Annotated in this window: 17 protein-coding genes and 1 other RNA gene; 7 read left to right on the top strand and 11 right to left on the bottom strand. The window is 73.0% G+C overall.

Features of this window, described 5'->3' with window-relative positions; genetic code table 11:
- Positions 1 to 6: 6 nt before the first annotated feature.
- The 3 genes from HHX35_RS26615 to HHX35_RS26605 are packed head-to-tail and all read right to left on the bottom strand — an operon-like array spanning position 7 to position 3725.
- Complete coding sequence (locus HHX35_RS26615; protein ID WP_182901453.1) at positions 7 to 978, bottom strand: SCO2522 family protein; 972 nt, start codon at positions 976 to 978, stop codon at positions 7 to 9.
- Positions 975 to 1889 (bottom strand): SCO2523 family variant P-loop protein, encoded by a 915-nt coding sequence (locus tag HHX35_RS26610; protein WP_182901452.1) that lies wholly within the window; start codon positions 1887 to 1889, stop codon positions 975 to 977. The genes HHX35_RS26615 and HHX35_RS26610 overlap by 4 nt, the downstream gene beginning before the upstream one ends.
- Entirely contained in the window at positions 1890 to 3725 is a 1836-nt protein-coding gene (locus tag HHX35_RS26605; protein ID WP_182901451.1) for an SCO2524 family protein, read from the bottom strand. It lies immediately after the preceding gene.
- 390 nt (positions 3726 to 4115) lie between these two features.
- Here HHX35_RS26605 and HHX35_RS26600 point away from each other — a divergent pair, with 390 nt between their 5' ends.
- Together HHX35_RS26600 and HHX35_RS26595 are read left to right on the top strand one after the other, a co-directional pair.
- Positions 4116 to 5078 (top strand): 2-hydroxyacid dehydrogenase, encoded by a 963-nt coding sequence (locus HHX35_RS26600; RefSeq protein WP_182901450.1) that lies wholly within the window; start codon positions 4116 to 4118, stop codon positions 5076 to 5078.
- A gap of 96 nt (positions 5079 to 5174) precedes the next feature.
- Positions 5175 to 6830: a thiamine pyrophosphate-binding protein gene (locus HHX35_RS26595; RefSeq protein WP_220505913.1), complete on the top strand. Its 1656-nt coding sequence runs from the start codon at positions 5175 to 5177 to the stop codon at positions 6828 to 6830.
- 4 nt (positions 6831 to 6834) lie between these two features.
- Here the strand turns inward: HHX35_RS26595 and HHX35_RS26590 are convergent, their stop codons facing one another.
- The 4 genes from HHX35_RS26590 to HHX35_RS26575 form a co-directional block, all read right to left on the bottom strand.
- Positions 6835 to 8160 (bottom strand): HAMP domain-containing sensor histidine kinase, encoded by a 1326-nt coding sequence (locus tag HHX35_RS26590; RefSeq protein WP_310739323.1) that lies wholly within the window; start codon positions 8158 to 8160, stop codon positions 6835 to 6837.
- A gap of 213 nt (positions 8161 to 8373) precedes the next feature.
- On the bottom strand, positions 8374 to 9213 hold the full coding sequence (locus tag HHX35_RS26585) for a GNAT family N-acetyltransferase (RefSeq protein ID WP_310739322.1): 840 nt from the start codon (positions 9211 to 9213) through the stop codon (positions 8374 to 8376).
- Positions 9210 to 10367, bottom strand: a complete 1158-nt coding sequence (locus HHX35_RS26580) for a M20/M25/M40 family metallo-hydrolase (protein ID WP_182901449.1) — start codon at positions 10365 to 10367, stop codon at positions 9210 to 9212. Before HHX35_RS26580 ends, HHX35_RS26585 begins: the two co-directional genes overlap by 4 nt.
- A gap of 11 nt (positions 10368 to 10378) precedes the next feature.
- Complete coding sequence (locus HHX35_RS26575; protein ID WP_310739321.1) at positions 10379 to 11485, bottom strand: membrane dipeptidase; 1107 nt, start codon at positions 11483 to 11485, stop codon at positions 10379 to 10381.
- Between the two features lie 83 nt (positions 11486 to 11568).
- Between HHX35_RS26575 and HHX35_RS26570 the strand changes: the two genes are divergently transcribed.
- The 4 genes from HHX35_RS26570 (at position 11569) to HHX35_RS26555 (ending at position 15878) form a co-directional block, all read left to right on the top strand.
- Positions 11569 to 12420, top strand: a complete 852-nt coding sequence (locus HHX35_RS26570) for a Nif3-like dinuclear metal center hexameric protein (protein ID WP_182901448.1) — start codon at positions 11569 to 11571, stop codon at positions 12418 to 12420.
- Between the two features lie 10 nt (positions 12421 to 12430).
- The gene (locus HHX35_RS26565) at positions 12431 to 13171 is read left to right on the top strand and encodes a zinc ribbon domain-containing protein (RefSeq protein WP_182901447.1); all 741 of its coding nucleotides are present in this window, start codon (positions 12431 to 12433) and stop codon (positions 13169 to 13171) included.
- A complete protein-coding gene (locus HHX35_RS26560; protein WP_182901446.1) occupies positions 13168 to 14478 on the top strand; it encodes a bifunctional RNase H/acid phosphatase in 1311 nt (436 codons plus the stop codon). Before HHX35_RS26565 ends, HHX35_RS26560 begins: the two co-directional genes overlap by 4 nt.
- 197 nt (positions 14479 to 14675) lie before the next feature.
- Positions 14676 to 15878, top strand: coding sequence for an erythromycin esterase family protein (locus HHX35_RS26555; RefSeq protein ID WP_182901445.1), 1203 nt, complete (start codon positions 14676 to 14678; stop codon positions 15876 to 15878).
- Here HHX35_RS26555 and HHX35_RS44780 read toward each other — a convergent pair.
- The 4 genes from HHX35_RS44780 to HHX35_RS26535 form a co-directional block, all read right to left on the bottom strand.
- Entirely contained in the window at positions 15875 to 17503 is a 1629-nt protein-coding gene (locus HHX35_RS44780; protein ID WP_220505912.1) for a cell wall metabolism sensor histidine kinase WalK, read from the bottom strand. The genes HHX35_RS26555 and HHX35_RS44780 overlap by 4 nt on opposite strands.
- On the bottom strand, positions 17500 to 18210 hold the full coding sequence (locus tag HHX35_RS26545) for a response regulator transcription factor (RefSeq protein ID WP_182901444.1): 711 nt from the start codon (positions 18208 to 18210) through the stop codon (positions 17500 to 17502). Before HHX35_RS26545 ends, HHX35_RS44780 begins: the two co-directional genes overlap by 4 nt.
- 70 nt (positions 18211 to 18280) lie before the next feature.
- Positions 18281 to 19054 carry a hypothetical protein gene (locus tag HHX35_RS26540; protein ID WP_182901443.1) on the bottom strand — a complete coding sequence of 258 codons (774 nt, stop codon included), beginning with the start codon at positions 19052 to 19054 and terminating at the stop codon, positions 18281 to 18283.
- Positions 19051 to 19971 (bottom strand): ABC transporter ATP-binding protein, encoded by a 921-nt coding sequence (locus HHX35_RS26535; RefSeq protein WP_182901442.1) that lies wholly within the window; start codon positions 19969 to 19971, stop codon positions 19051 to 19053. The genes HHX35_RS26540 and HHX35_RS26535 overlap by 4 nt, the downstream gene beginning before the upstream one ends.
- Positions 19972 to 20164: 193 nt before the next feature.
- Between HHX35_RS26535 and rnpB the strand changes: the two genes are divergently transcribed.
- Positions 20165 to 20557: RNase P RNA component class A (gene rnpB / locus HHX35_RS26530), an RNA gene on the top strand.
- Positions 20558 to 20654 lie beyond the last annotated feature (97 nt).

Raw genomic sequence — 20654 nt, 5'->3', positions numbered from 1 at the left:
GGCCCCTCAGACGAAGACGTAGGAGATGCGGTCGACGAGCTCCTCTTCGAGCCGGACTCCCTCGCTCTCACTCCGGGTGACGACCTGCCGCAGGACCTCGTCGTCCACTGCGACCTGGCCCAGGATCGTCCGTACGGCCAGCTCGACGGGCAGGAACCGGGGGGAGAGGACGGACAGCGTGGTGTACGCGCTGAACGGCGCGGCCTGGGGGTTGAGCCGGACGACCGCGGGCAGCCCGTCCCAGTCGCGGGGCCAGTCGCCGTCCAGGGCGACCGGCGGGAGCGGCACGTGGCCGTCGCTGCGCAGCAGTCCCAGCCGCAGGAGCTGCCAGACGGCCGCGAGGAAGGGGCACGACCAGGTGCGCCGCGGTCCTTTCTCGTCCCACAGCTCGACGTCCACGAAGATCGAGTGGCCGCGCTTGGCGTTCTGCGCGGGCGGCTCCCACGGCCGGGTCTTCCCCATCGCCTGCATCGGCGTGGTGCGGGGCGAGCGGGAGCCGTTGCACAGCCAGCCCGTCTCCTTCACCGGCGGGCGGGACCCGTCGGTCTCCGGCGGCGGGTCGTCCACGAGCCGGTCCTCGACCAGCCGGGCCAGCTCGACACCGCCCGACTGTGCATCCTCGAACTGGGCACAGGCCGACTCCCGGGCCAGGTAGTCGATGGTCAGGTCGTGCTCGGCCGCCGCATCGAGGACCATCGGCACCAGCTCGGCGGGGGTGCTGAAGCGGCTGAAGTAGTCGTCCACGAGGAAGCAGGTGCTCACCCGGGCCCGGCCCCCGGGCACCCGCTCCCGCCATAAGGAGCGGACCGTGGCGAGCCACGGCGCGACCCTGCGGAACTGCTCGCGCAGCCGGTCGGGCCCCGCCTCGTAGTCCTCCATGTACAGGTGCCCGAGCTCGACGGACACATGGGAGAGGGGGACGGAGGCGATCCTGCGCTCGGCCGCCACCTCGCCGAACGTCGCGTGCACCGGCGTCACAAGCCCTCCCACGCGCTGTCGTCGACGATCTTCTTGGCCAGATCCTCGAACGCGGCGGCGGTCTCCGCGTTGGCGATCTTGCTGGCCAGCACGTCCTCGTCGGTGATGAGCTGCTCGCGCCACTGGAGGACGGGGTCCAACGGGATCTTGCCGAGCATGGCCGTACGGCCGACGCCGTGGCGGCCCGCCAGCTCGCGCAGCTCGCTGTCGCACGCGCTCAGCCAGGCCCGCTGCTCGTCGCGCAGCCCGACGAGCTCCGCCGCGTCCGGTTCGAGCACGGCCGTGCGCACGAAGCGGATGCGGTCGCGCAGGTCCTCAGTGTCGTGGCCGAACCTGGTGCCGACGTCGAGCAGCCCGTCGGCGCCGGTGACGAGCCCGTCGGCCGCGATGATGTGCTGGCGCGTCCAGCGATGGAAGACCAGCCAGCGGAACGGGATCGCGGGCATCCGCACGGTCGCCGCCAGGACCAGCTCGGCGGTGAACGACCGGCCGGCGCTGACGTCGACCACGCAGAGGTCGAACTCCTCGTCCAGCCGGCCGAGCAGCTGGACGCAGCGGCCGACGACCTCGTCGGTGAGGGCCGACAGCTCGCCGCCGCCCTCGCTGCCCGGCAACAGCACGAGCCGGCCCGCGCCGGGCGGGCGGGCGCGCAGTCCCTCGCGGTCGGACTCGGCCCACACGTCCACCCGCCGCGGCTGGGGGCACTCGCCCCGCAGGTAGTGGTGCAGGCCGTTCTCCCGGGTGCCGCGGGCCACCGCGCTGACGCTGAAGATGGCCCCCGCGGTCGGCGAGCCGAAGTCGAAGTCCAGGTAGCAGACGTCGTTGCCCTGCAGGGCGTGGCGGTACACGATGTTGGTGCCGGTGACCGAGCGCCCGGTCCCTCCCTTGTCGGAGATCGCGAAGACCAGCATCTAGATCGCCTCCGACGCGCTGTCGCGGGCGGCGGACAGCCGTTCGAGGCCGAGCAGGGCGTCGTTGATTAGCGCCTGGGCAGTGGCCGGCCGGTCGCTGACGATCGCCCTGGCCCGCTGCAGCGACGCCTGGATCGAGCGCAGCTTGGGCTGGATCGTCTGCCCGCCCACCAGGGGCCGGGTGACCAGCTCCTGGTCCAGCAGGTGCTCGGCCTCCCCGAGCATCTGGAGGGCGAGCTCGACGAGCTGGGGGCTGCGCAGCGGCGGTTCCCCGCTGGACGTCGCGGCGGAGACGAGGAACTCGACGACCCGCTCGCTGAAGTACCAGGACGGCTCCTCGTCGCGCACCTCGATGTCGGTGAAGACGTTGCCCGGCTGGTCCCACAGTCCGGCGGCCGAGCCGTCCGCGTGGCGGCGCAGCATGATGTGCCGCCAGATCTGGTCGGCGAGGGCGACCAGCCGCTCGCGCATCCGCGTGTTCTGTGCGATGGAGGCGGCCCAGATGGTCCGTTTCAGCAGCGTGATGGCGAAGTCGGAGACGACCCAGAGCAGGTGGGGGCCGAGCGCGTCGCTGCCGTGCAGGTTGATCGGGACGCCGGGGGAGTGCATGAGCACGGGCGGGTCGCCCGGCACCGCCCTGCGGATGATCCTGGCACGGACGGCCAGCTCCTCCAGCACGGCGGCGACCCGGCCGAGGTCGACGTCGGCCGCCCGGTTGTTGACCAGGCTCTGCACGACCATGGCGGTGACGCCGAGACTGTAGTAGTCCGACTCCTTCTCGTCGACCGTCCGCCAGGGGATGTCCTCCAGCGGCCAGGTGCCCCGTCCGTACGTCGCGATGGTGCGCCAGTAGGACTGGGTGAGGTCCCAGCGGCGCTGGATGGCCTGGGCGAGGGTGATCTGGTCGTCGTTGAGCAGGCTCAGGACACGGGTGCGGGCGGAGAACAGGTCGGCGATGCCGACGAGGGCGTTGACGGTGAAGTACAGGAACGGCGTGTCGGCGGCCACGCCCTTGGGCTGGGGGCCGATGTCGAGCGGCGTGACGATGTCGGGGGCGTCCTTCACGATGCCCCACGTCCAGCCGCACTCGAACAGCAGGTTCTCGTTGTCCAGGTCCACCTGGCTGCCCGAGCCGATCGTCAGGTCGCGCAGGCCGGCCCGTACGGGCCGCAGCTCGCGCCGCAGGTCGTCGAGCACGCGGCGGGTGGGCGCGCCGGTCTGGTTCACGGTGCGCAGCAGCGCGCGGCCCGCCGTGGATCCGGGGTCGAACGCGTTGACCGTGAAGCTGCGCAGCAGGCCCGCCATCGCGGCCGACAGCCGTTTGCTGGCCAGGTCCTCCAGCTCGCGGATCTCGCGGCGGATCGACTCGCGCCGCACGCTCTGGCGGAAGACCTTCAGGAAGCCGAGTGTGCCGAGCGCGAGCGTGACCGACATCGAGAAGGAGTCGACCACGTCCAGCTGGAGCTGCTCGGGGGTGACCTTCGCCTCGTCGTCCAACGGCCGGAAGTAGCTGCCGCCGGAGAACAGGGGGCGCCCGTCCTCGGCGGTGTAGGTGCGCAGATACTGGCCCATCACCCGCAGCAGCAGCTTGGGGATCTCCACAGAGTCGCCCAGGACCGCGAGCGCGGCCAGCACGTCGTCGGCCGTCTCGTCCGGTGTGTCCAGGCGGAAGCCCGGCAGTTCCGAGGCCGGGTACATGAAGCACAGAAGCTGCTCCGCGTCGGAGATGGAGTTCGACCCGTCCCGGCCGCCCCACGTCCAGACGCGGTCCCGGTAGGAGGCGCGCGCGGCCGCCTCCCACAGCTCCAGAAGCTGCTGTCGCGGCTGGAGTTTCATTCGCGGCCCTCTCTGCGACTGTGCCGTCCTGCGTGCCCTCTCCGTGCTGCCGTCAAGGAGAAAGGCATGTTCGTGTGGCCGGGCGGGACCGAGGCCGGGGTCCCCAGACCCTCCCCAGGGGTTTCCTTTTCCGATTCAGGTGGAGACGGGACCACCACAACCCTTATACCATTGGATTCCTGCTCCGTCGCCTGGACCATCCGTGGTATTTCATGCACCGCCTGGTTGTCGTGATTGGAGAGATACCACAGAGAAAAACAGACATATATGTCCTAAGTCTGAGAGATATTTGAAATGTCCCAAACTGCGGCTCCAAGGGATATAACGGACTATCGTCCCGCGCGGCCGCGGCCGGCGGCCGGAGCGGCGCGCAGGGGTGGGACGGTCCTGGTGACCGGCGCCGGCATCGACGGGGCGCTGCTGGAGCCGCTCGCCAGGCAGGGGCTCACGGTGCGGCGGCCCGCGTCGCCGCTGACCGAGGACCTGCTGGCGCGCGAGCTGCGGGGGGCGGTCGCCTACCTGCACGGGGGCGAGGAGCGGGCGACCGCGCGGGCGCTGCGCAAGGCGAAGACGCTGAAGGTCGTGGCCTTCCTCGGCGTGGGCTACGAGAACTTCGTCGACGTGGCTGCGGCCGACCGGCTGGGCATCGCCGTCACGAACACGCCGGGGGCGGCCACCGACGCGGTCGCCACGTTCACGGTCGCGCAGATCGTCAACGCCAACCTGGGCATCCCCCGCCATCTGGGCGAGCGGGTCCCCGGCTGGCAGGGCTCCGACGAACTGCCGCACGAACTCGCCGCCCGCAGCGTGGGCATCATCGGCATGGGCGCGAACGGCCGGCGGATCGCGGAGATCCTGCGCCGGGGCTTCGGCGTCCGCGTGTCCTACTACAGCCGCACCCGCAAGCCGGACGCCGAGCGGGACCTCGGCATCTCCTACCTGCCCCTGCTCGACCTGGCCGCGGGCAGCGACATCCTCGTGGTCATGGTGCCGGAGACCGGCGAGACCAGATCGATGATCGACTCTTCGGTGATCAGCCGGATGCCGGAGGGCGCGATCCTCGTCAACACCGCCCGCCCGGCCATCGTCAGTCCCGGCGCCCTTTACGCCGGTCTGGAGAAAGGCCGCGTCAGCATGGCGGTCTTCGACGGTTTCTATGGCCGGGAATGCGAGGAGGCCGGCGAATTGCGGCGGGATTTTCCCGACCGCCTCCTGGTCACCGGGCACATCGCCTCCCACACCGCCGAAGCGATGCACCGGATGGTGCGCCAGGCCGTGCAGTCCATTGAAAATGTGCTGACGTACGGATCGGACGAACACGAGGTGGGAACGCGTCCCCGTCCCCGTTTCTGAAAAATCCGGCACGCGGAACGGTAGGGCGGCGCCTGGAAGGGGAAACCATTTTGGGAAACCCAAGGGAAACCCCTCCGCTCTCCCGGGAAGTGATACGTGGACGGCCATGACCCGATCCCCCCTGCGGGGACGATCACGACGCCCACGGGGGCGCGCGCCCTGGTCGAGGCACTGAGGCTGCACGGCGTCGACACGATCTTCGGCATTCCGGGCACCCACAACCTCGCGATCTACGAGGAGCTCGACCGGACGGGCGTGCGCTGCGTGACGCCCCGGCACGAGCAGGGCGCGGGATACGCCGCCGACGGGTACGCCAGGGTGACCGGCAGGCCCGGCGTCGTCGTCACCACCACCGGGCCCGGCGTGGTCAACGCGGCCACGGCCCTCGGGCAGGCGTACTCCGACTCCTCGCCGATCCTGCTCGTCTCCCCGGGCGTTCCCACCGGCCATCCCCGCGACGGCCGCGGCTACCTGCACGAGAGCAGGGACCAGTCGCGGGCGATCGACGCGTTGTGCGCCTGGAGCCACCGTGTGACGACCGTGCGGGAGATCCCCGCCGCCGTCGCCCGGGCCTTCGGCCGTTTCGCCGAGGGCCGCCCCCGGCCGGTCCACATCGAGATCCCCTTCGACCTGCTCGACCTGAGGGGCCCGGTCAAGATCGTCCCGCCGTACCGGATCACCCGCCGCGAGCCCGATCCGGTGGCCCTCGACGCGGCGGCCGGGCTGCTGCGCACGGCGCGCCGCCCGGGTTTCGTGCTCGGCGGCGGCGCCCAGTGTCCGGGTGAGAGGCCCCCGGGCGAGGACGAGCCCCCGGTGGGCCGCCTGACGATGCGCCTGGCGGAACGGCTCGGCGCGCGGGTCGTGACCACGGTCAACGGCAAGGGCGCGGTGCCGGAGAGCCACCCGCTGGCGCTCGGCACCACGCTGCACCTGGCGGCCGTCCGCCGGTGGCTCGCCGCGTGCGACGTCGTGCTGGCCGTCGGCACCGAGCTGGGCCCGGCCGACCTGTGGGACGACGCCTTCACCCTCTCCGGTCGCCTCGTGCGCGTCGACATCGACCCGGGGCAGATGCACGGCGATCACGTGGCCGACGTGGCGATCGTCGCGGACGCGGAGCTCGCCCTGCGCGGACTGGCCGAACGGCTCGACCGGCAGGGCGTCGTGCCGCGTCCGCGCCGGGAGCGGGATGCCGGCGCCGGCCACGAGGCGGAGCTCGAAGAGCTCACCCGCAGGTGGTCGGGCCAGCTGGCTGCGCTGCGCCGGGCCCTGCCGCAGGAGAGCGTCGTGGTGGGGGACAACTCGATGTGCGTCTACCACGGCGCGCTCGTCGGCATGCCGATGGACCCGCCCGGCCGGTTCCTGTTCCCGACCGGGTTCGGCACACTCGGCTTCGCCCTGCCGGCCGCCATCGGCGCCAAGCTCGGCCGGCCCGGCGTCCCCGTGGTGGCGCTGGCGGGCGACGGGGCGTTCCAGTTCAGCCTGCAGGAGCTGGCCATGGCGGTGGAGCTGCAGCTGAGCCTGCCGATCGTCGTCTTCGCGAACGGCGGCTTCGGGGAGATCCGCGAGGAGATGCGGGAGCGGGGCATGCGGCCGGTCGCCGTGGACCTGCACGCGCCGGACTTCCCCGCACTCGCCGCCGCGTACGGCGCGCGGGGCCGTGCCGTCAAGACGCCGGGGGAGCTGGAGGAGGCGGTCGCCGAGGCCCTGCGCACCCCGGTGCCCACCGTGATCGTCGTACCCGAGGAGGAGTGACCCGTCAGCGGGCCGGCGCGAGCGGGAGCCGCAGCACGAAGCGGGCACCCTGGTCGCTGTCCTCGATCGTGAGCGTCCCCCCGTGCGCCTGGGCGATCTGGCGGGCGATGGACAGTCCGAGCCCGGTGCCGCCGGCGTCCTTCGACCGGGCGGCGTCGAGCCGGGTGAAGCGCTGGAAGACCAGCTCCCGCTTGTCCGGCGAGATTCCCGCGCCGTCGTCGAGCACCTCCAGCACGCCCTTGCCGCCCTCCCGCCGCACGGTCACCGAGAGCTTGGACACCGCGTGCCGCTCGCCGTTGTCGAGGAGGTTGTTGAGCAGGCGGGCCAGGGCCAGCCGGTCGCCGACGACGACCACACCGGGCGTCAGGTGCCGCACCACCTCCACCTTGCGCGACCTGCGGTCGAGCTCACGGGCGACGAGGCCGCCGAGGTCGGCGGGCTCACGGCGGGGCGGCGCGCCGGAGTCGAGCCGGGCGAGCTGGAGCATGTCGGTCACGAGCGCCTGCAGGCGGTCGCAACTGCCCAGCAGGGCGCGCCCGGTGGCCGGCCAGTCGGCGTCCTCGCTGTGCAGCAACGCCTCCTCGATCTCCGTACGCATCGCGGTCAGCGGGCTGCGCAGGTCGTGAGAGGCGTCGGAGGCGAAACGCCGCTGCCGCTCGACGGCCGTCTCCGCCCGGTCCAGGGTCTGGTTGGCGGTCTCGGCGAGCCGCCGGATCTCGTCGTGGTACTTCGGCACCGGCACGCGCTGGCTCAGGTCGGTCGCGGTGATCCTGGCCAGGTTGCACGTGATCGCCTCGACCGGGCCGAGCGCCTTGCGCACCGTCTGGTAGGTGCCGAGCACGGTGAGCGCGACCAGCAGGAGCGAGCCGCCGATGAGCGCCGCCAGCAGCGGGCCGCTGACGTACCACGGCACGGTGTCGTCGGCCGCGTAGACCGTCCACAGCCCGCCGGTGTTGTGGAAGCGGAACGCGACGACGACCATGCACCGGTCCGGGAACGCAGGGGAGGCGCACAGCACCTTGCTCGTCTCCGGGGTCGTCAGCTCCGGCCGGAAGGCGGCCATGCGCGGGCGGCCGGTCAGGGTGTCGCTGACGGAGACGATCCGGCCGCTGTTGTCGATCACCTGCACGCCGGCCACGCCCGGGTCCAGCAGCACCGGAGGCAGCCGGTCGCGCTTGGCCTGGTAGGCGAGGCGTACGGCGGTGGTGGTGATCTCGTCGGTCTTGTACCGCTGGGCGGTGCCGTGCAGGACGCCGAGGACCAGCAGCACGGCGACGGCGCACAGCAGCGCCATCACCGCGCTCGCCAGCACCGTCAAGCGGATCCGCACCGAGGATCCCCGCCACCCGCTCATCTGATTCCCCCCGGTAATCAGATGATCAATTAGGCCTCGTGGCCGCCGTCGTGTGTCCCCACCCGGCTCACCTGGCACGTTACCTCTGCCGGTGATCGCCGCCGTGGCCGGGACGCCGCTGTCCGGTCCCTACCCATTCCGGCCCCGTACCCAGCGCCCGGTCACGCCGCCCGTCTCACGCCGCCTGTCTCACCGAGGGGCGGGGGAGCGCCGTTCGACGACGTAGCAGCCGCCGGCGAAGCCCGTCACCGGACGGCCCTGCGCCATCAGCCCGCCCAGCACCTCGCGTACGGCGTGCCGCCAGGCCTTGGCCGTCTCCGGGGCGGCGCGGCGCAGGGTCTCCACGTCCGCGGGCACGGCGACGAGCACGGCCGGGCCGTCCGCGGGCAGGAACTCCGGGCACCCGTCCCGTTCGGCGAGCACGGCCACCGCGCCGTCCGCCCCCGCGGGCCGGTGCGGCAGGCCGGAGCACGCCCGCGCCACCCGCGGGTCGTCCAGCCGCCACACCGCGAGGACGCGGTCGGACTCGTCGCCGGCGTTGACCGCGTCGCCCATCGGGCCGTAGAAGTCGGGCAGGTACTCCTCCGGCAGAGCGGCCAGCTTGGCCAGGTTGAAGTGGGCGTTGCGGCGCACGAGGGGATCGAAGGTCCAGGTGATCCGGCTCAGCCCGCGCTCCAGGGCCCAGGCCCGCTGGTGCAGCTTGAGCGCGAATCCGGCGCCGGGCCGCACGGCGCCGGTCACGTGCGAGTGCAGCGCCTGCCCAGCGGGCGCCGCGAGGAAGGCGACGGCGGCCCCGACGAGTTCCGGGCCGTCGAAAGCCCCGGCGACGTACCCGCCGGCGTGGGTCAGCGCCCGCATGAGCTCCGCCGTTATGGGAGGGTTCCACGGCTCCGGACGCCAGATGCCGTCGAACAGCCGGACCACCCGCTCGAACTCGGCGACCGTGCGCAGCTCGGCGATCCGCAGGCCGCGCCGCCCGGCGGCCCCGGCCGCCTGATCCCGGGCGGCGGCGGGGTCGCACGGGTTCACGCGGTCTCCCCGGCGGTCTGCCTCATGTCCCGGGGCGCGGGATCGGCGCCGCCGGTTATCGGCCCGCCCGACAGCACGTACGTGGCCAGCGCCGCGACCAGACGGGCGCGGACCGGCATCTCGGCGACCAGGACGTGCTCCTCGGCGGCGTGCGCGCCGCCCCCCACCGCGCCCAGGCCGTCGAGCGTCGGGCAGCCGACGCCCGCGGTGAAGTTGCCGTCCGAGCCGCCGCCGACCGGCACCCCGCGCAGCGGCGCCATGCCCAGCTCGGCGGCGAGCCGTACGGCGACGTCGAAGAGCCCGGCGGAGGCGGCGGGGTCGAGGGGCGGGCGGTTCGGCCCGCCGCGCAGCTCCAGCCGGACGCCCGGGGTGCGCGGGGCCAGCGCGCGCATCAGCTCGTCCACCCGGCGCTGCGCCGCCCGGTCGGGCACGCGGACGTCGACCGCCACCCGGCCCCGGGCCGGCACCGTGTTGGTGCTCGTCCCCGCCGTCAGCATGGTGGGGGTCACCGACGTCGACCCCGCCCTGGACGACGACTCGATCTGGGCCGCGATGCCCGCGATGGCCAGCACCTGGTGGGCCAGCTCGACCCCGGCGTTGGCCCCCAGCTCGGGTTCGAGGCCGGCGTGCGCGGCCCGGCCGTGCACGGTCAGCTCGTACCGCGAGATGCCCTTGCGTGCCGTCTTCAGCGCGCCGCCGTCCGCGCTGGCCTCCAGCACGAACGCGGCGGCGCACCGCGACGCGATCGACTCGATCAGCGGGCGGGAGGTCGGCGAGCCGAGCTCCTCGTCGCCGACGACGAGCACGGTCAGCCCGTCGGGGGACGGCAGCGAGGCGACCGCGTGGAAGAGCTGCACGAGACCGGCCTTCATGTCGAACACGCCCGGCCCCCGCGCGACCCCGTCCCGCACCGACCAGGGATGCTCGCGCAGCGTGCCGACCGGCCAGACCGTGTCGTGGTGGCCCAGCAGCAGGACCTGCGGCGGGCCGAACGACCAGCGCAGATGGGTGACTCCGTCGATCACCAGGGTCTCCGGCTCGGCCCCCAGCAGCCTGCGGCCCAGCGCCCCCACGACGCGGGCGCTGCGCGCCACCGCCTCGTGGTCGGTGGAGTACGACTCGCAGAGCACCAGTTCCTCGAGGTCGGCCAGCATGGCCTCCAGGTTCACGGCCGCGGCCGTCCCGGCTCGGGCCGTTCCCGGGCCCGGTCGTGAGCCGGGCGGCCCAGCTCCGCGCGGAACAGGCGCATCACGTTGGCGCCCAGGATCTTCTGGATCTCCTCGTCGGAGAAACCCCGCTTGACCAGCGCGTCGGTCACCAGCGGCAGGCCGCGCGGGCCCTCCAGTCCCGGGATGGCGGCGTTGGAGTCGATCCCGGAGTAGCTGAAGCCCTCGCAGCACGGCGGGGTGAGGTCCTCGTTCACCTCGCGAATGAAGTCGGGGCCGAGGCCCACGTGGTCGATGCCGGCGGCGCCCGCGACGTGCTCGATGTGGTCCACGAGGTGGTCGATCGTGGCCGAGCGGGCGTCCTCGGTGAGGAAGGCGGCGAGGAAGTTCACGCAGACGACGCCGCCGCCCGCGGCGACTCCCCTGAGCTGCTCGTCGGTGAGGTTCCTGTGGTGGTCGCGCAGGGCGCGCGCGGAGGAGTGGGTCGCGATGACGGGCCGGGTCGCGATCTCCAGCACGTGCGCGACGCCCGTGGCGCCCAGGTGCGAGATGTCGAAGAACATGCCGAGCCGCTCCATCTCCTGCAGCGCCTCGACCCCGTGGCTGGTGAGCCTGGAGCCGGTGCCGTCCTGGCCGCTGCCGTCGGCGAGAGCCGTACGGCCCCAGTGGGCGATCGAGGCGACGCGGACCCCGAGGCGGTGCAGGGTCGGGATCAGCTCGACGCTCTCGTCGATCCCCGGCATGCTCTCCAGAGCCGGCACCAGGGCGATCTTTCCGAGGGCGAGGGCCTCGTCGATCTGCTGCCCGTCGTGACACAGCGCCACCGCGTCGGGGTTGCCCTCGGCCAGCACGTGGGCGCACTCGATCATCCGCAGGGTCTGGCGCAGCGCGCCCTCCGGGCGGAACCGGCTCTCCACGAACACGGGCAGCACCTGCACGTCGACCCCGCCCTCGACGAGCTGGGGGAGCCACCGCTCGCGGAAGAACGAGGCCCATGTCGCGGGCGGCCGGGCGGAGACGGCCATGAGCAGGTCGTTGTGGGTGTCGGCGACCACGGACCTGACGTGCAGGCTCTGCTGATCAACGGGCACGGTGTCGACGGGCACGCTGGGGATCCTTCCTGACGGCGGGGTCAATGGGGACGTTACTCTTCCCGGGTCGTTCCGCCAGCAGGCTGTAGTGTGCGCGGGTGGAATCGATCTCCTGCACCCTCGCCGAGGTGGTCGAGCGCCTGGAGGCGCTGTACGACCCCTCGTGGGCCGAGTCCTGGGACGCGGTGGGCCTCGTCTGCGGCGACCCGGAGCAGGCCGTACGGAAGGTCCTGTTCGCGGTCGACCCGGTCGCCGCCGTCGTGGACGAGGCCCTCGGCTGGGGGGCCGACCTCGTCGTCACCCATCACCCGCTCTACCTGCGCGGCACCACGAGCGTCGCCGCCACCACCTTCAAGGGCCGGGTCGTGCACCGGCTCATCCGCGGGGGCACCGCCCTCTACGCCGCCCACACCAACGCCGACGTCGCCGACCCCGGGGTCTCCGACGCGCTCGCGCGGGCGGTCGGCCTGACGGGGGACCTGCGGCCCCTCCAGCCCTCCGCCGACGACCCGCGCCGCGGGCTCGGCCGGATCGGGGACCTGACCGCCCCGATGCCGCTGCGGGAGTTCGCGGCGCTGGCCGCCTCGGGCCTGCCCCGTACGGCGGGGCCGCTGCGGGTCGCGGGCGACCCCGGCCGGCCGGTTCGGACCGTCGCCGTCTGCGGCGGCGCGGGCGACTCCCTGCTGGGCACGGCCAGGGCCGCGGGCGTGGACGTCTACCTCACGGCCGATCTGCGGCACCATCCGGCGAGTGAGCACATGGAGGCGGACGGGCCGGCGCTGGTCGACGCGTCCCACTGGGCCACCGAGTGGCCGTGGCTGGCGGACGCCGCCGGGCGTCTGACGTCAGCGTTGGCGGCCAGGGGCATTACTGTTGAGGCGCGCGTCTCGGTCGCCGTCACGGACGCCTGGACGGCGACGACCACCGACTTGGACCCCCGAGCATCTTGAGGGATTTGGGATGAAGGCCGCACCGGAAGCACAGAAGCGTCTGCTCGATCTCGCTGAGCTCGACACCGGTCTCGACCGGCTGCGGCACCGCCGCCGCAGCCTGCCGGAGCTCGCCGAGATCGACGAGCTGTCCAAGAGGCTGGCCCAGGTCTCCACGCAGATCATCGCCGCCGAGACCGAGGCCGGCGACCTCGCCCGCGACCAGGCCAAGGCCGAGTCGGACGTGGACGCCGTACGCGCCCGGGTCGAGCGCGACCAGAAGCGCCTCGACTCCGGGCAGGTCTCCTCGCCCAAGGACCTGGCGAGCCTCCAGTCCGAGATCGTCTCCCTGCGGCGCAGGCAGTCGGACCTGGAAGAGGTCGTGCTGGAGATCATGGAGCGCCGGGAGGCGGCCGACGCCCGGGTCGCCACGCTCAAGTCGGAGCGCGAAGAGGTGACCGGCTCGCTGCGCGCCGCCGAGGACCGCAGGGACGCGGCGTTCGCGGAGATCGACAAGGAGGCCGGCGAGCTGACCTCCGGCCGGTCCGCGATCACCGCCGACGTCCCCGCCGACCTGCTCGGGGTGTACGAGAAGATGCGCGAGCAGACCGGGGTCGGCGCCGCCATGCTGCACGGCGGCCGGTGCCTCGGCTGCCGCACGAGCCTGTCGATCGCCGACCTCAACCGGATCCGGGCCGCCGCCCACGACGAGGTTGTCCGCTGCGAGGAGTGCCGCCGCATCCTGGTCCGTACGGCAGAGTCGGGTCTGTGACGGTCGCCGTGGAGTTCATCGTCGAGGCCGACGGCGGGTCGCGGGGCAACCCGGGCCCGGCCGGGTACGGCGCGGTGGTCAAGGACGACGCCGGGCGGGTGCTCGCCGAGGCCGCCGAGTCGATCGGCACCGCGACCAACAACGTGGCCGAATACCGCGGCCTGATCGCCGGGCTCCGTGCGCTGCTCGCGCTCGGCGCGGAGGGCGGGCAGGTCGAGGTGCGGATGGACTCCAAGCTGGTCATCGAGCAGATGGCCGGCCGATGGAAGGTCAAGCACGAGGGCCTGCGGCCGCTCGCCCTGGAGGCGGCGGGCCTGGCCCGGCGGTTCCGGATCACCTGGACGTGGATTCCGCGCGAGCGCAACAGCCACGCCGACCGGCTCGCCAACGAGGCGATGGACGCGGCGGCCCGGGGGGAGACCTGGCAGGCGAGCGCGATCACCTCCGCGCCGGAGTCCGCTCCCGCCGTCGAGCCCGGCGCCGAGCCGCCCAACACCGACGCGCCCTCGCTGTTCGACGACGCTTCCGGCGCCCCTGCTCCCGTCGCCCGGACTCCGGCCGCCGCCGCTGGTCGCACGGGGACTCCCGGCGCGACCGGTGCGGGGACCGCCGCCGGAGGTGCGGGCACGGCGGCGGGAACGGCCACGTCCCACGACAGGCGCGGGCACGGGTGGATGCCCCGGGCCACGCGCGTCGCCACGTCCCTGCTCCTGCTCAGGCACGGGCAGACGCCGCTGTCGGTGGAGAAGCGGTTCTCCGGGCTGGGCGACCCGTCGCTCACCTCCACCGGGCTCGCGCAGGCCGAGGCCGCCGCCCTGCGCCTGTCGCGGCAGCCGTACGAGGTCGAGGTGATCGTCACCTCCCCGCTCGCGCGCGCCCGGCAGACGGCGGAGGCGGTGGCCGCCCGGACGGGCCTGGCGGTGCTGGTCGACGACGACCTGCGCGAGACCGACTTCGGCGAGTGGGAGGGACACACGTTCGCGGAGATCCAGGAGCGCTGGCCCCGCGAACTGGCGGCCTGGCTGGCCGACCCCGACGTCGCGCCGCCCGGCGGGGAGAGTTTCGCGTCGACCGCCCGGAGGGTCGAGCAGGCGAGGGACCGCGTCGTGAAGGCCAACGAAGGCCGCAGCGTCGTCGTGGTCTCCCATGTGACCCCTATCAAGATGCTCGTCCGCTTCGCGCTGGGCGCTCCGCCGGAGGCCCTCTATCGGATGCACCTCGACCTGGCCTGCCTGTCGGCGATCGACTACTACGCCGACGGGCCCGCCGTCGTACGGGCGCTCAACGACACCGCCCACCTTTCCTGACAGCGTCCCCGCAGGGGACGACGCGCCGCGGGACCGCACGCTCGGCCGTGCCCCCGCGGCGTCGGCGTTTTCCGACCCGGACACGCCGTGCCCGCACGCGAGGGCGCTTGAAGTCCCCAGTTGAGGGTTTCGCCCTGTGGTTCTGGCGATTCGACGGACAAGTCTCCACCTAAAAGTTCAACGATACCGTTGAAGGTATGGATACCGGCATCGTGGACACCGCCCATCCCGTCGACGCCGCCTCCGTCATGAGGCTGCTCCCGGCCCGGCCACGGCTGCTCGCCCTGGGCGAGCCCACCCACGGCGAAGACCTTCTGCTCGAAGTGCGCAACGAGCTCTTCCGGCAGCTCGTCGAGCAGGAGGGCTACCGGACGATCGCGATCGAGAGCGACTGTCTGATGGGCCTGGTCGTGGACGACTACGTCGCCTCGGGCACGGGCAGCCTCGACGAGGTCATGGAGCGCGGCTTCAGCCACGGCTGGGGCGCGTCCGCGGCCAACCGGGAGCTCGTGCGCTGGATGCGCGCGTACAACGAGGGCCGGCCCGCGGCCGAGCGGATGCGCTTCGCCGGTCTCGACGGCCCGCTGGAGATCAGCCACGCCGCGAGCCCCCGGCAGGCCCTCACCGCTCTCCACGGCTACCTCGCGGCCCGGGTGGACGCGGACCTGCTCCCCTGTGACGCGGAGACACTCGACCGCCTGCTCGGCCTCGACGACCGCTGGGCCAATCCCGCCACGATGATGGACCCGTCCCAATCCGTGGGGCAGTCGGCAGAGGCCAGGAAGCTGCGGCTGCTCGCCGACGATCTCGTGGCGCTGCTCGACGCGGAGACGCCGCACCTGACCGCGGTGTCCTCCCGGGACGACTGGGACCGGGCGCACCTGTACGGGCGCGCCGCCACCGGCCTGCTGCGCTACCACCACTGGATGGCCGACACGTCACCGGGCCGCATGCCGCGGCTGCTGGGCCTGCGCAGTTCGATGATCGCCGCCAACCTCCTCGCCGTCGCCGAGCGGGGCCCGGCGCTGGTCCACGCCCACAACGCGCATTTCCAGCGGGACAAGAGCACGATGCGGATGGGCGACCTGCCGTTCGAATGGTGGAGCTCCGGCGCGATCGTGAGCGCCCACCTGGGTGAGGGATACGCCTTCCTGGCCACGGCCATCGGCACGATCCGGCACCAGGGAGTGGACGCCCCGCCCCCGGACACGCTCGAAGGGCTCCTGTACGCGCTCCCCGAGGACCGCTACGTCGTCGACGCCCGCCGCCTGGCCGCCGCCCTCGGCGACGCGCGGCCCGCCCCCCGCGAGTCCCCCTGGTTCGGCTACTCCGCGCTGGACCCGGCCCACCTCGACGCCTACGACGGGATCGTGTTCGTCAAGGACGTCACGCGGAGCTAGGCCCCGCCCGGCCCTGTCCGGCCGCCTGGCGGGAGTCCCTCGAGGGGCAGGACGACGCGGAAGGCGGCCCCGGCGCCGGGACGCGTCCGCAGCTCCACCCTGCCCCCGTGCGCGGTGACGATCGACCGGACGATGGCCAGCCCCAGCCCGGCGCCTCCGGCGCCGCTGCGGCTGCGTGAGCCGTCCACCCGATAGAAGCGGTCGAACACCCGGGCGGCCTCTTCCGCGGGCATCCCCGGCCCCTCGTCGGCGATAACGAGGACGCCGTCCCCGCCGGCCGTGCCGACGCCGATCCGCACCGGCGTGCCCGGCGGGGTGTGGGCGACGGCGTTGCCCACGAGGTTGGAGATCACCTGTCGCAGCCGCGCCTCGTCGCCGAGGACCGGAGCCTCGCCCGGCGGCCCGCCGTCAGGCCCGGTCAGCGTGACCTCCCGCCGGGGGTCCAGCGTACGCAGGTCGTTGTGGGCGTCGGCGGCGAGCGTCCGCAGGTCCATGGGCGCGAGATCCATGGGCAGGGCGTCCTCGCCCTCGTCCAGGCGGGCCAGCAGGAGCAGGTCCTCCACGAGCCGGACCAGGCGTCCCGCCTCGCTCTCGATACGGTCGAGGGTGAGGTCGACGTCGGGCAGCCCGCCCATCCGGTGCAGTTCCGCGAACCCCTTGATGCCGAAGAGCGGGGTGCGCAGCTCGTGGCTGACGTCCGCGACGAAGCGGCGCATCCGGGCCTGGGCCCGTTCCCGCGCGGCGAAGGCCCCCTCCAACTGGCCGAGCATGACGTTCAGGGCGGCGGCCAGCCGCCCGACCTCGGTCTGGGGCGCGGCCAGCGCGGGGACGCGCCGGGACAGATCGCCCCCGGCGATGGCCGCAGCGGTCTCCTCGATCGTCCGCAGTGGCCGCAACCCCCGCCGGACGGCGAACCACCCGATGACGGCGAGCGACGTCATGAGCGCCGCCGCGGTCGCCGCGCAGACCATCGTCAGGCGGCCGACGGTCGACCTGACCCCGCCGAGCGACGCCGCCACGACGACGCTGCCCCGGCTTGTCGCGGGCGTGGCCGTGAGTGCCGTCGCGGGGGCGGGCTGCGTCGTGGGGGCGGGCCGGGGGACGGCGACGACTCGCCATCCGCCGTCGGAGCCGGTCGCGTCGAACGGCCGCCCGCCCAGCCGCTCGACCGCGGCGGTGTCGAGCCGGGGCAGCGCCGGGCCCCGATCCCGCGGCCCGTCCCGCAGCCACCGGACGCTCTCCTGTTCGACGCCGCCGTCCGCGCTCAGATAGGCCACGTACACCTGGTCGATCAGGTCCATGCCGGGCACCGTGGTCAATGGTTGCGCGCTCAGTGGTTGCGGGCTCAGCGGTTGCGGGCTCTGCCGCTCGGACGGTACGGCGATCAGCCGGGCCGGGATCCGCGACAGCACCGCCGCCATCGGTGCGAGCTGCTGGTCCACGCGTCCGATGAGGTGGGCCCGCAGCGTGGCGACCGCGACCGCGCCGCTTACGGTCAGGCCCGCCGCGAGCAGGGCCATGGTGGTCAGCAGGAGCCGCCCGCGCAGCGACAGGCCCTTCGGCCGTGATCCAGGACGCTTCCATGACTCCGGCCGCTTCCAGGACCCGGACGGCGTCGTGGTCACGGCCGTGGCCCGCGCAGGACGTAACCCACGCCGTGCATGGTGTGGATCAGCTTGGGCCCGGCCCTGTCGATCTTGCGGCGTACATAGCTCACGTACGTGTCCACGATGCTGGAGTCGCCGGCGAAGTCGTACCGCCAGACGTGCTCCAGGATCTGGGCCTTGGACACCACCCTCCCGGCGTTGAGCACCAGGTAGTGGAGCAGCCGGAACTCGGTCGGCGACAGCCGCACGGGGGTGCCCGCCCGAATCACCTGATGGCCTTCCGGGTCGAGTTCGAGGTCGGCCACCCGCAGCGTGCGGTCCTCGGGAGCGGCCCCGGCCCGCCTGAGCACGGCCTCGATCCGGGCGAGCAGTTCCTCCAGGTCGAACGGCTTGGTGACGTAGTCGTCGCCGCCCAGACGCAGACCGTTGATCTTGTCCTGCGTCGTGTCGCGCGCGGTCAGGAACAGCACCGGCACCTGACCGGGACGGCCGCCGAACAGCGGGCGGGGAAGCTCCCGGAGACGGCGGATAACCTCGAAACCATCCATGTCGGGCAGCATGACGTCGAGGAGCACGAGGTCCGGCGGCGTGGTTTGCGCGGTCTCCAGGGCCTGAGACCCCGACGCGGCCGAGGTCACCTCGTAGCCCGCGAAGCGCAGGGTGGCCGCCAGCAGTTCCCGCACCACGGGTTCGTCGTCGACCACCAGCAGGTGCCGCCCGTCCACTCCGGCCTCCCTCCGCCGATCACCGGAAGAATAGGTACGCGGTGCTAAGCCCGCCGTACAGGCCGGCGCGTCACGCGTCCCGCCTGCGGAAGACGGCGACGGCGGCGCAGAGCAGGACGAGCACGGTGGCGGTCAGCACACCCGCGCCCGCGAGCGGCGCGAGCAGTTCGGTGCCGGGATGCACCGCGAAGATCCGCGCGCCCGCCGCGCTCGGCCACCAGGTGACGATCCACCTGGCCACCGGCTTCGGGAACAGACTCGCCATGCCGGGCAGGATCAGAAGGAACGTCCCGAGCGAGATGGCCCCCGCCGACCTGCGCAGCAGGAACCCGAGCGCCATTCCGTACAGCCCGATAAGGCCGGTGAACAGGCCCGCGCCCAGCAGCGCTGCGGGCACGCCGGGATCACCCGGTCCCACGCTCGGCACGCCCTGCGCCGCCAGCGCCGCCTGGCTGAGCGTGAACGACAGGAGCGCCAGCGGCGGCCCGACGAGGAGCGTGGTCAGCGCGACGACGGCCCCCTTGCCGAGGAGGAGGAGTCCGCGTCTCGGCACGGCGGTGATGCTGACCGGCATCGTTCCCGCGGCGTACTCGGTGGTCACGGCCAGTACGCCGACCGCGCTGACGAGCACCCCCACCAGCACGAGAGCGCGGAAGGCCGTCTCGGTGGGGTCGAAGGCCGCCCGGTCCGCGGCCGACGCGCCGAGGTACTCGCGTGCGGCCGCCGTGCCGAACAGATAGCCGTACGACCCGGCCGCCACCACAGCCCCGGCCAGGCAGCCGAGCATGGCCCGGACGCTGCGGAACTTCACCCACTCCGAGCGCAGCACGCCGTACGCGGTCATGAGGCGACCCAGGCGGCACTCGTGGCGAACTCGACGCTGTCGCCGGTCAGCTCCAGATAGGCGTCCTCGAGGGAGGCCCGCCAGGGCGTGAGTTCGTGCAGGACGATTCCGTGCGCACCGGCGAGACCACCGACCTCGGCGCCGGACATTCCGGTCACCATCAGGCCGCCGTCGACGCCCGGCCGCACGGTGGCGCCGGACTCCCGGAGCAGTGGGGCGAGCCGCCGCGCGTCGGGGGTGCGCACGAGCACCCCCTGCCGCGCGGCCGACTGGACGAACGCCTCCAGCCCGGTGTCGGCGATCAACCGCCCCCGGCCGATGACGACGAGGTGGTCGGCGGTGAGGGCCATCTCGCTCATCAGGTGGCTGGACAGCAGGACGGTTCTGCCCTCGGCGGCCAGGCTCCGCGTCAGCGTGCGGATCCAGCGGATGCCCTCGGGGTCCAGTCCGTTGACGGGTTCGTCGAGGAGGACCACCGGGGGATCACCGAGCAGCGCCACCGCGATGCCGAGCCGCTGTTTCATCCCCAGTGAGAACCCGCCGGGACGCCGGCCCGCCACGTCGGCCAGGCCCACGAGCCCGAGCACCTCCTCGACCCGGCGCCGTCCGATGCCGTTGCCGTACGCCAGAGAGAGCAGGTGGTCGAACGCGGTCCTGCGCGGGTGCACGGCCTGCGCGTCGAGCAGCGCCCCCACCTCCCGCAGGGGTACGGGCAGGTCGGCGTAGCGCCTCCCGCCGATCGTCGCGCTTCCGCTCGTCGGCCTGTCGAGCCCGAGGATCATCCGCATCGTGCTCGTCTTGCCCGCGCCGTTCGGCCCGAGGAAGCCGGTGACGACGCCCGGCCGTACGTCGAAGCTGAGGCCGTCCACGACGGCGACCTCGCCGTACCTCTTGGTCAGCTGCCGCAACTCAATCATGGGACGCAGCCTCGCCCACCGGTCTGCGCGACCTCTGAGAGGATCTGTGCGGTTCCTGTGAGCGGTCGGCCCCCGACCTGCGCCGGTGTCGTCCCACGCTCCCGCCCGGCGGGAGAACTCAGAGAGTCTTCACATGATCCCCAGCCGGTCCGGGGAATGATGCGGAAGCCGCTAGGCTTACCTTCACGGTGGACGAGCCGGCCGGGCGGCCGCGTCAGGGCCTCACGGCCCTGCCGAGGAAGGTCCGGGCTCCACAGGGCAGGGTGGTCGGTAACGCCGACCCGGGGTGACCCGCGGGACAGTGCCACAGAAAACAGACCGCCCCCTTCGCGGGGGTAAGGGTGAAACGGTGGTGTAAGAGACCACCAGCGCCCACGGTGACGTGGGCGGCTCGGTAAACCCCACCCGGAGCAAGGTCAAGAAGGGACGTTCTCCGGAACGTCCCGCGCGCGACGTTCGAGGGCTGCCCGCCCGAGCCGCGCGGGTAGACCGCTTGAGGCCGCCGGCAACGGCGGTCCTAGATGGATGGCCGCCGGTCAGCCCTCACGGCTGATCACAGAACCCGGCCTACAGGCCGGCTCGTCCACCTTCACATCCCTGATCTGGGCCGGCTCCCGGATCATTCCTGCCAGCAAGCCGATCCTTTAGACGGATTGAAGTGGGTTCTCGGTCGCCGAGCGCGT

The organism is Microbispora sp. H10830 (genome assembly GCF_014161375.1).
In the GTDB taxonomy this organism is placed as follows: Bacteria; Actinomycetota; Actinomycetes; order Streptosporangiales; family Streptosporangiaceae; genus Microbispora; species Microbispora catharanthi.
Note: the sequence above shows the minus strand (reverse complement) of the source record. Positions and strands in the feature narration are given on the sequence as shown.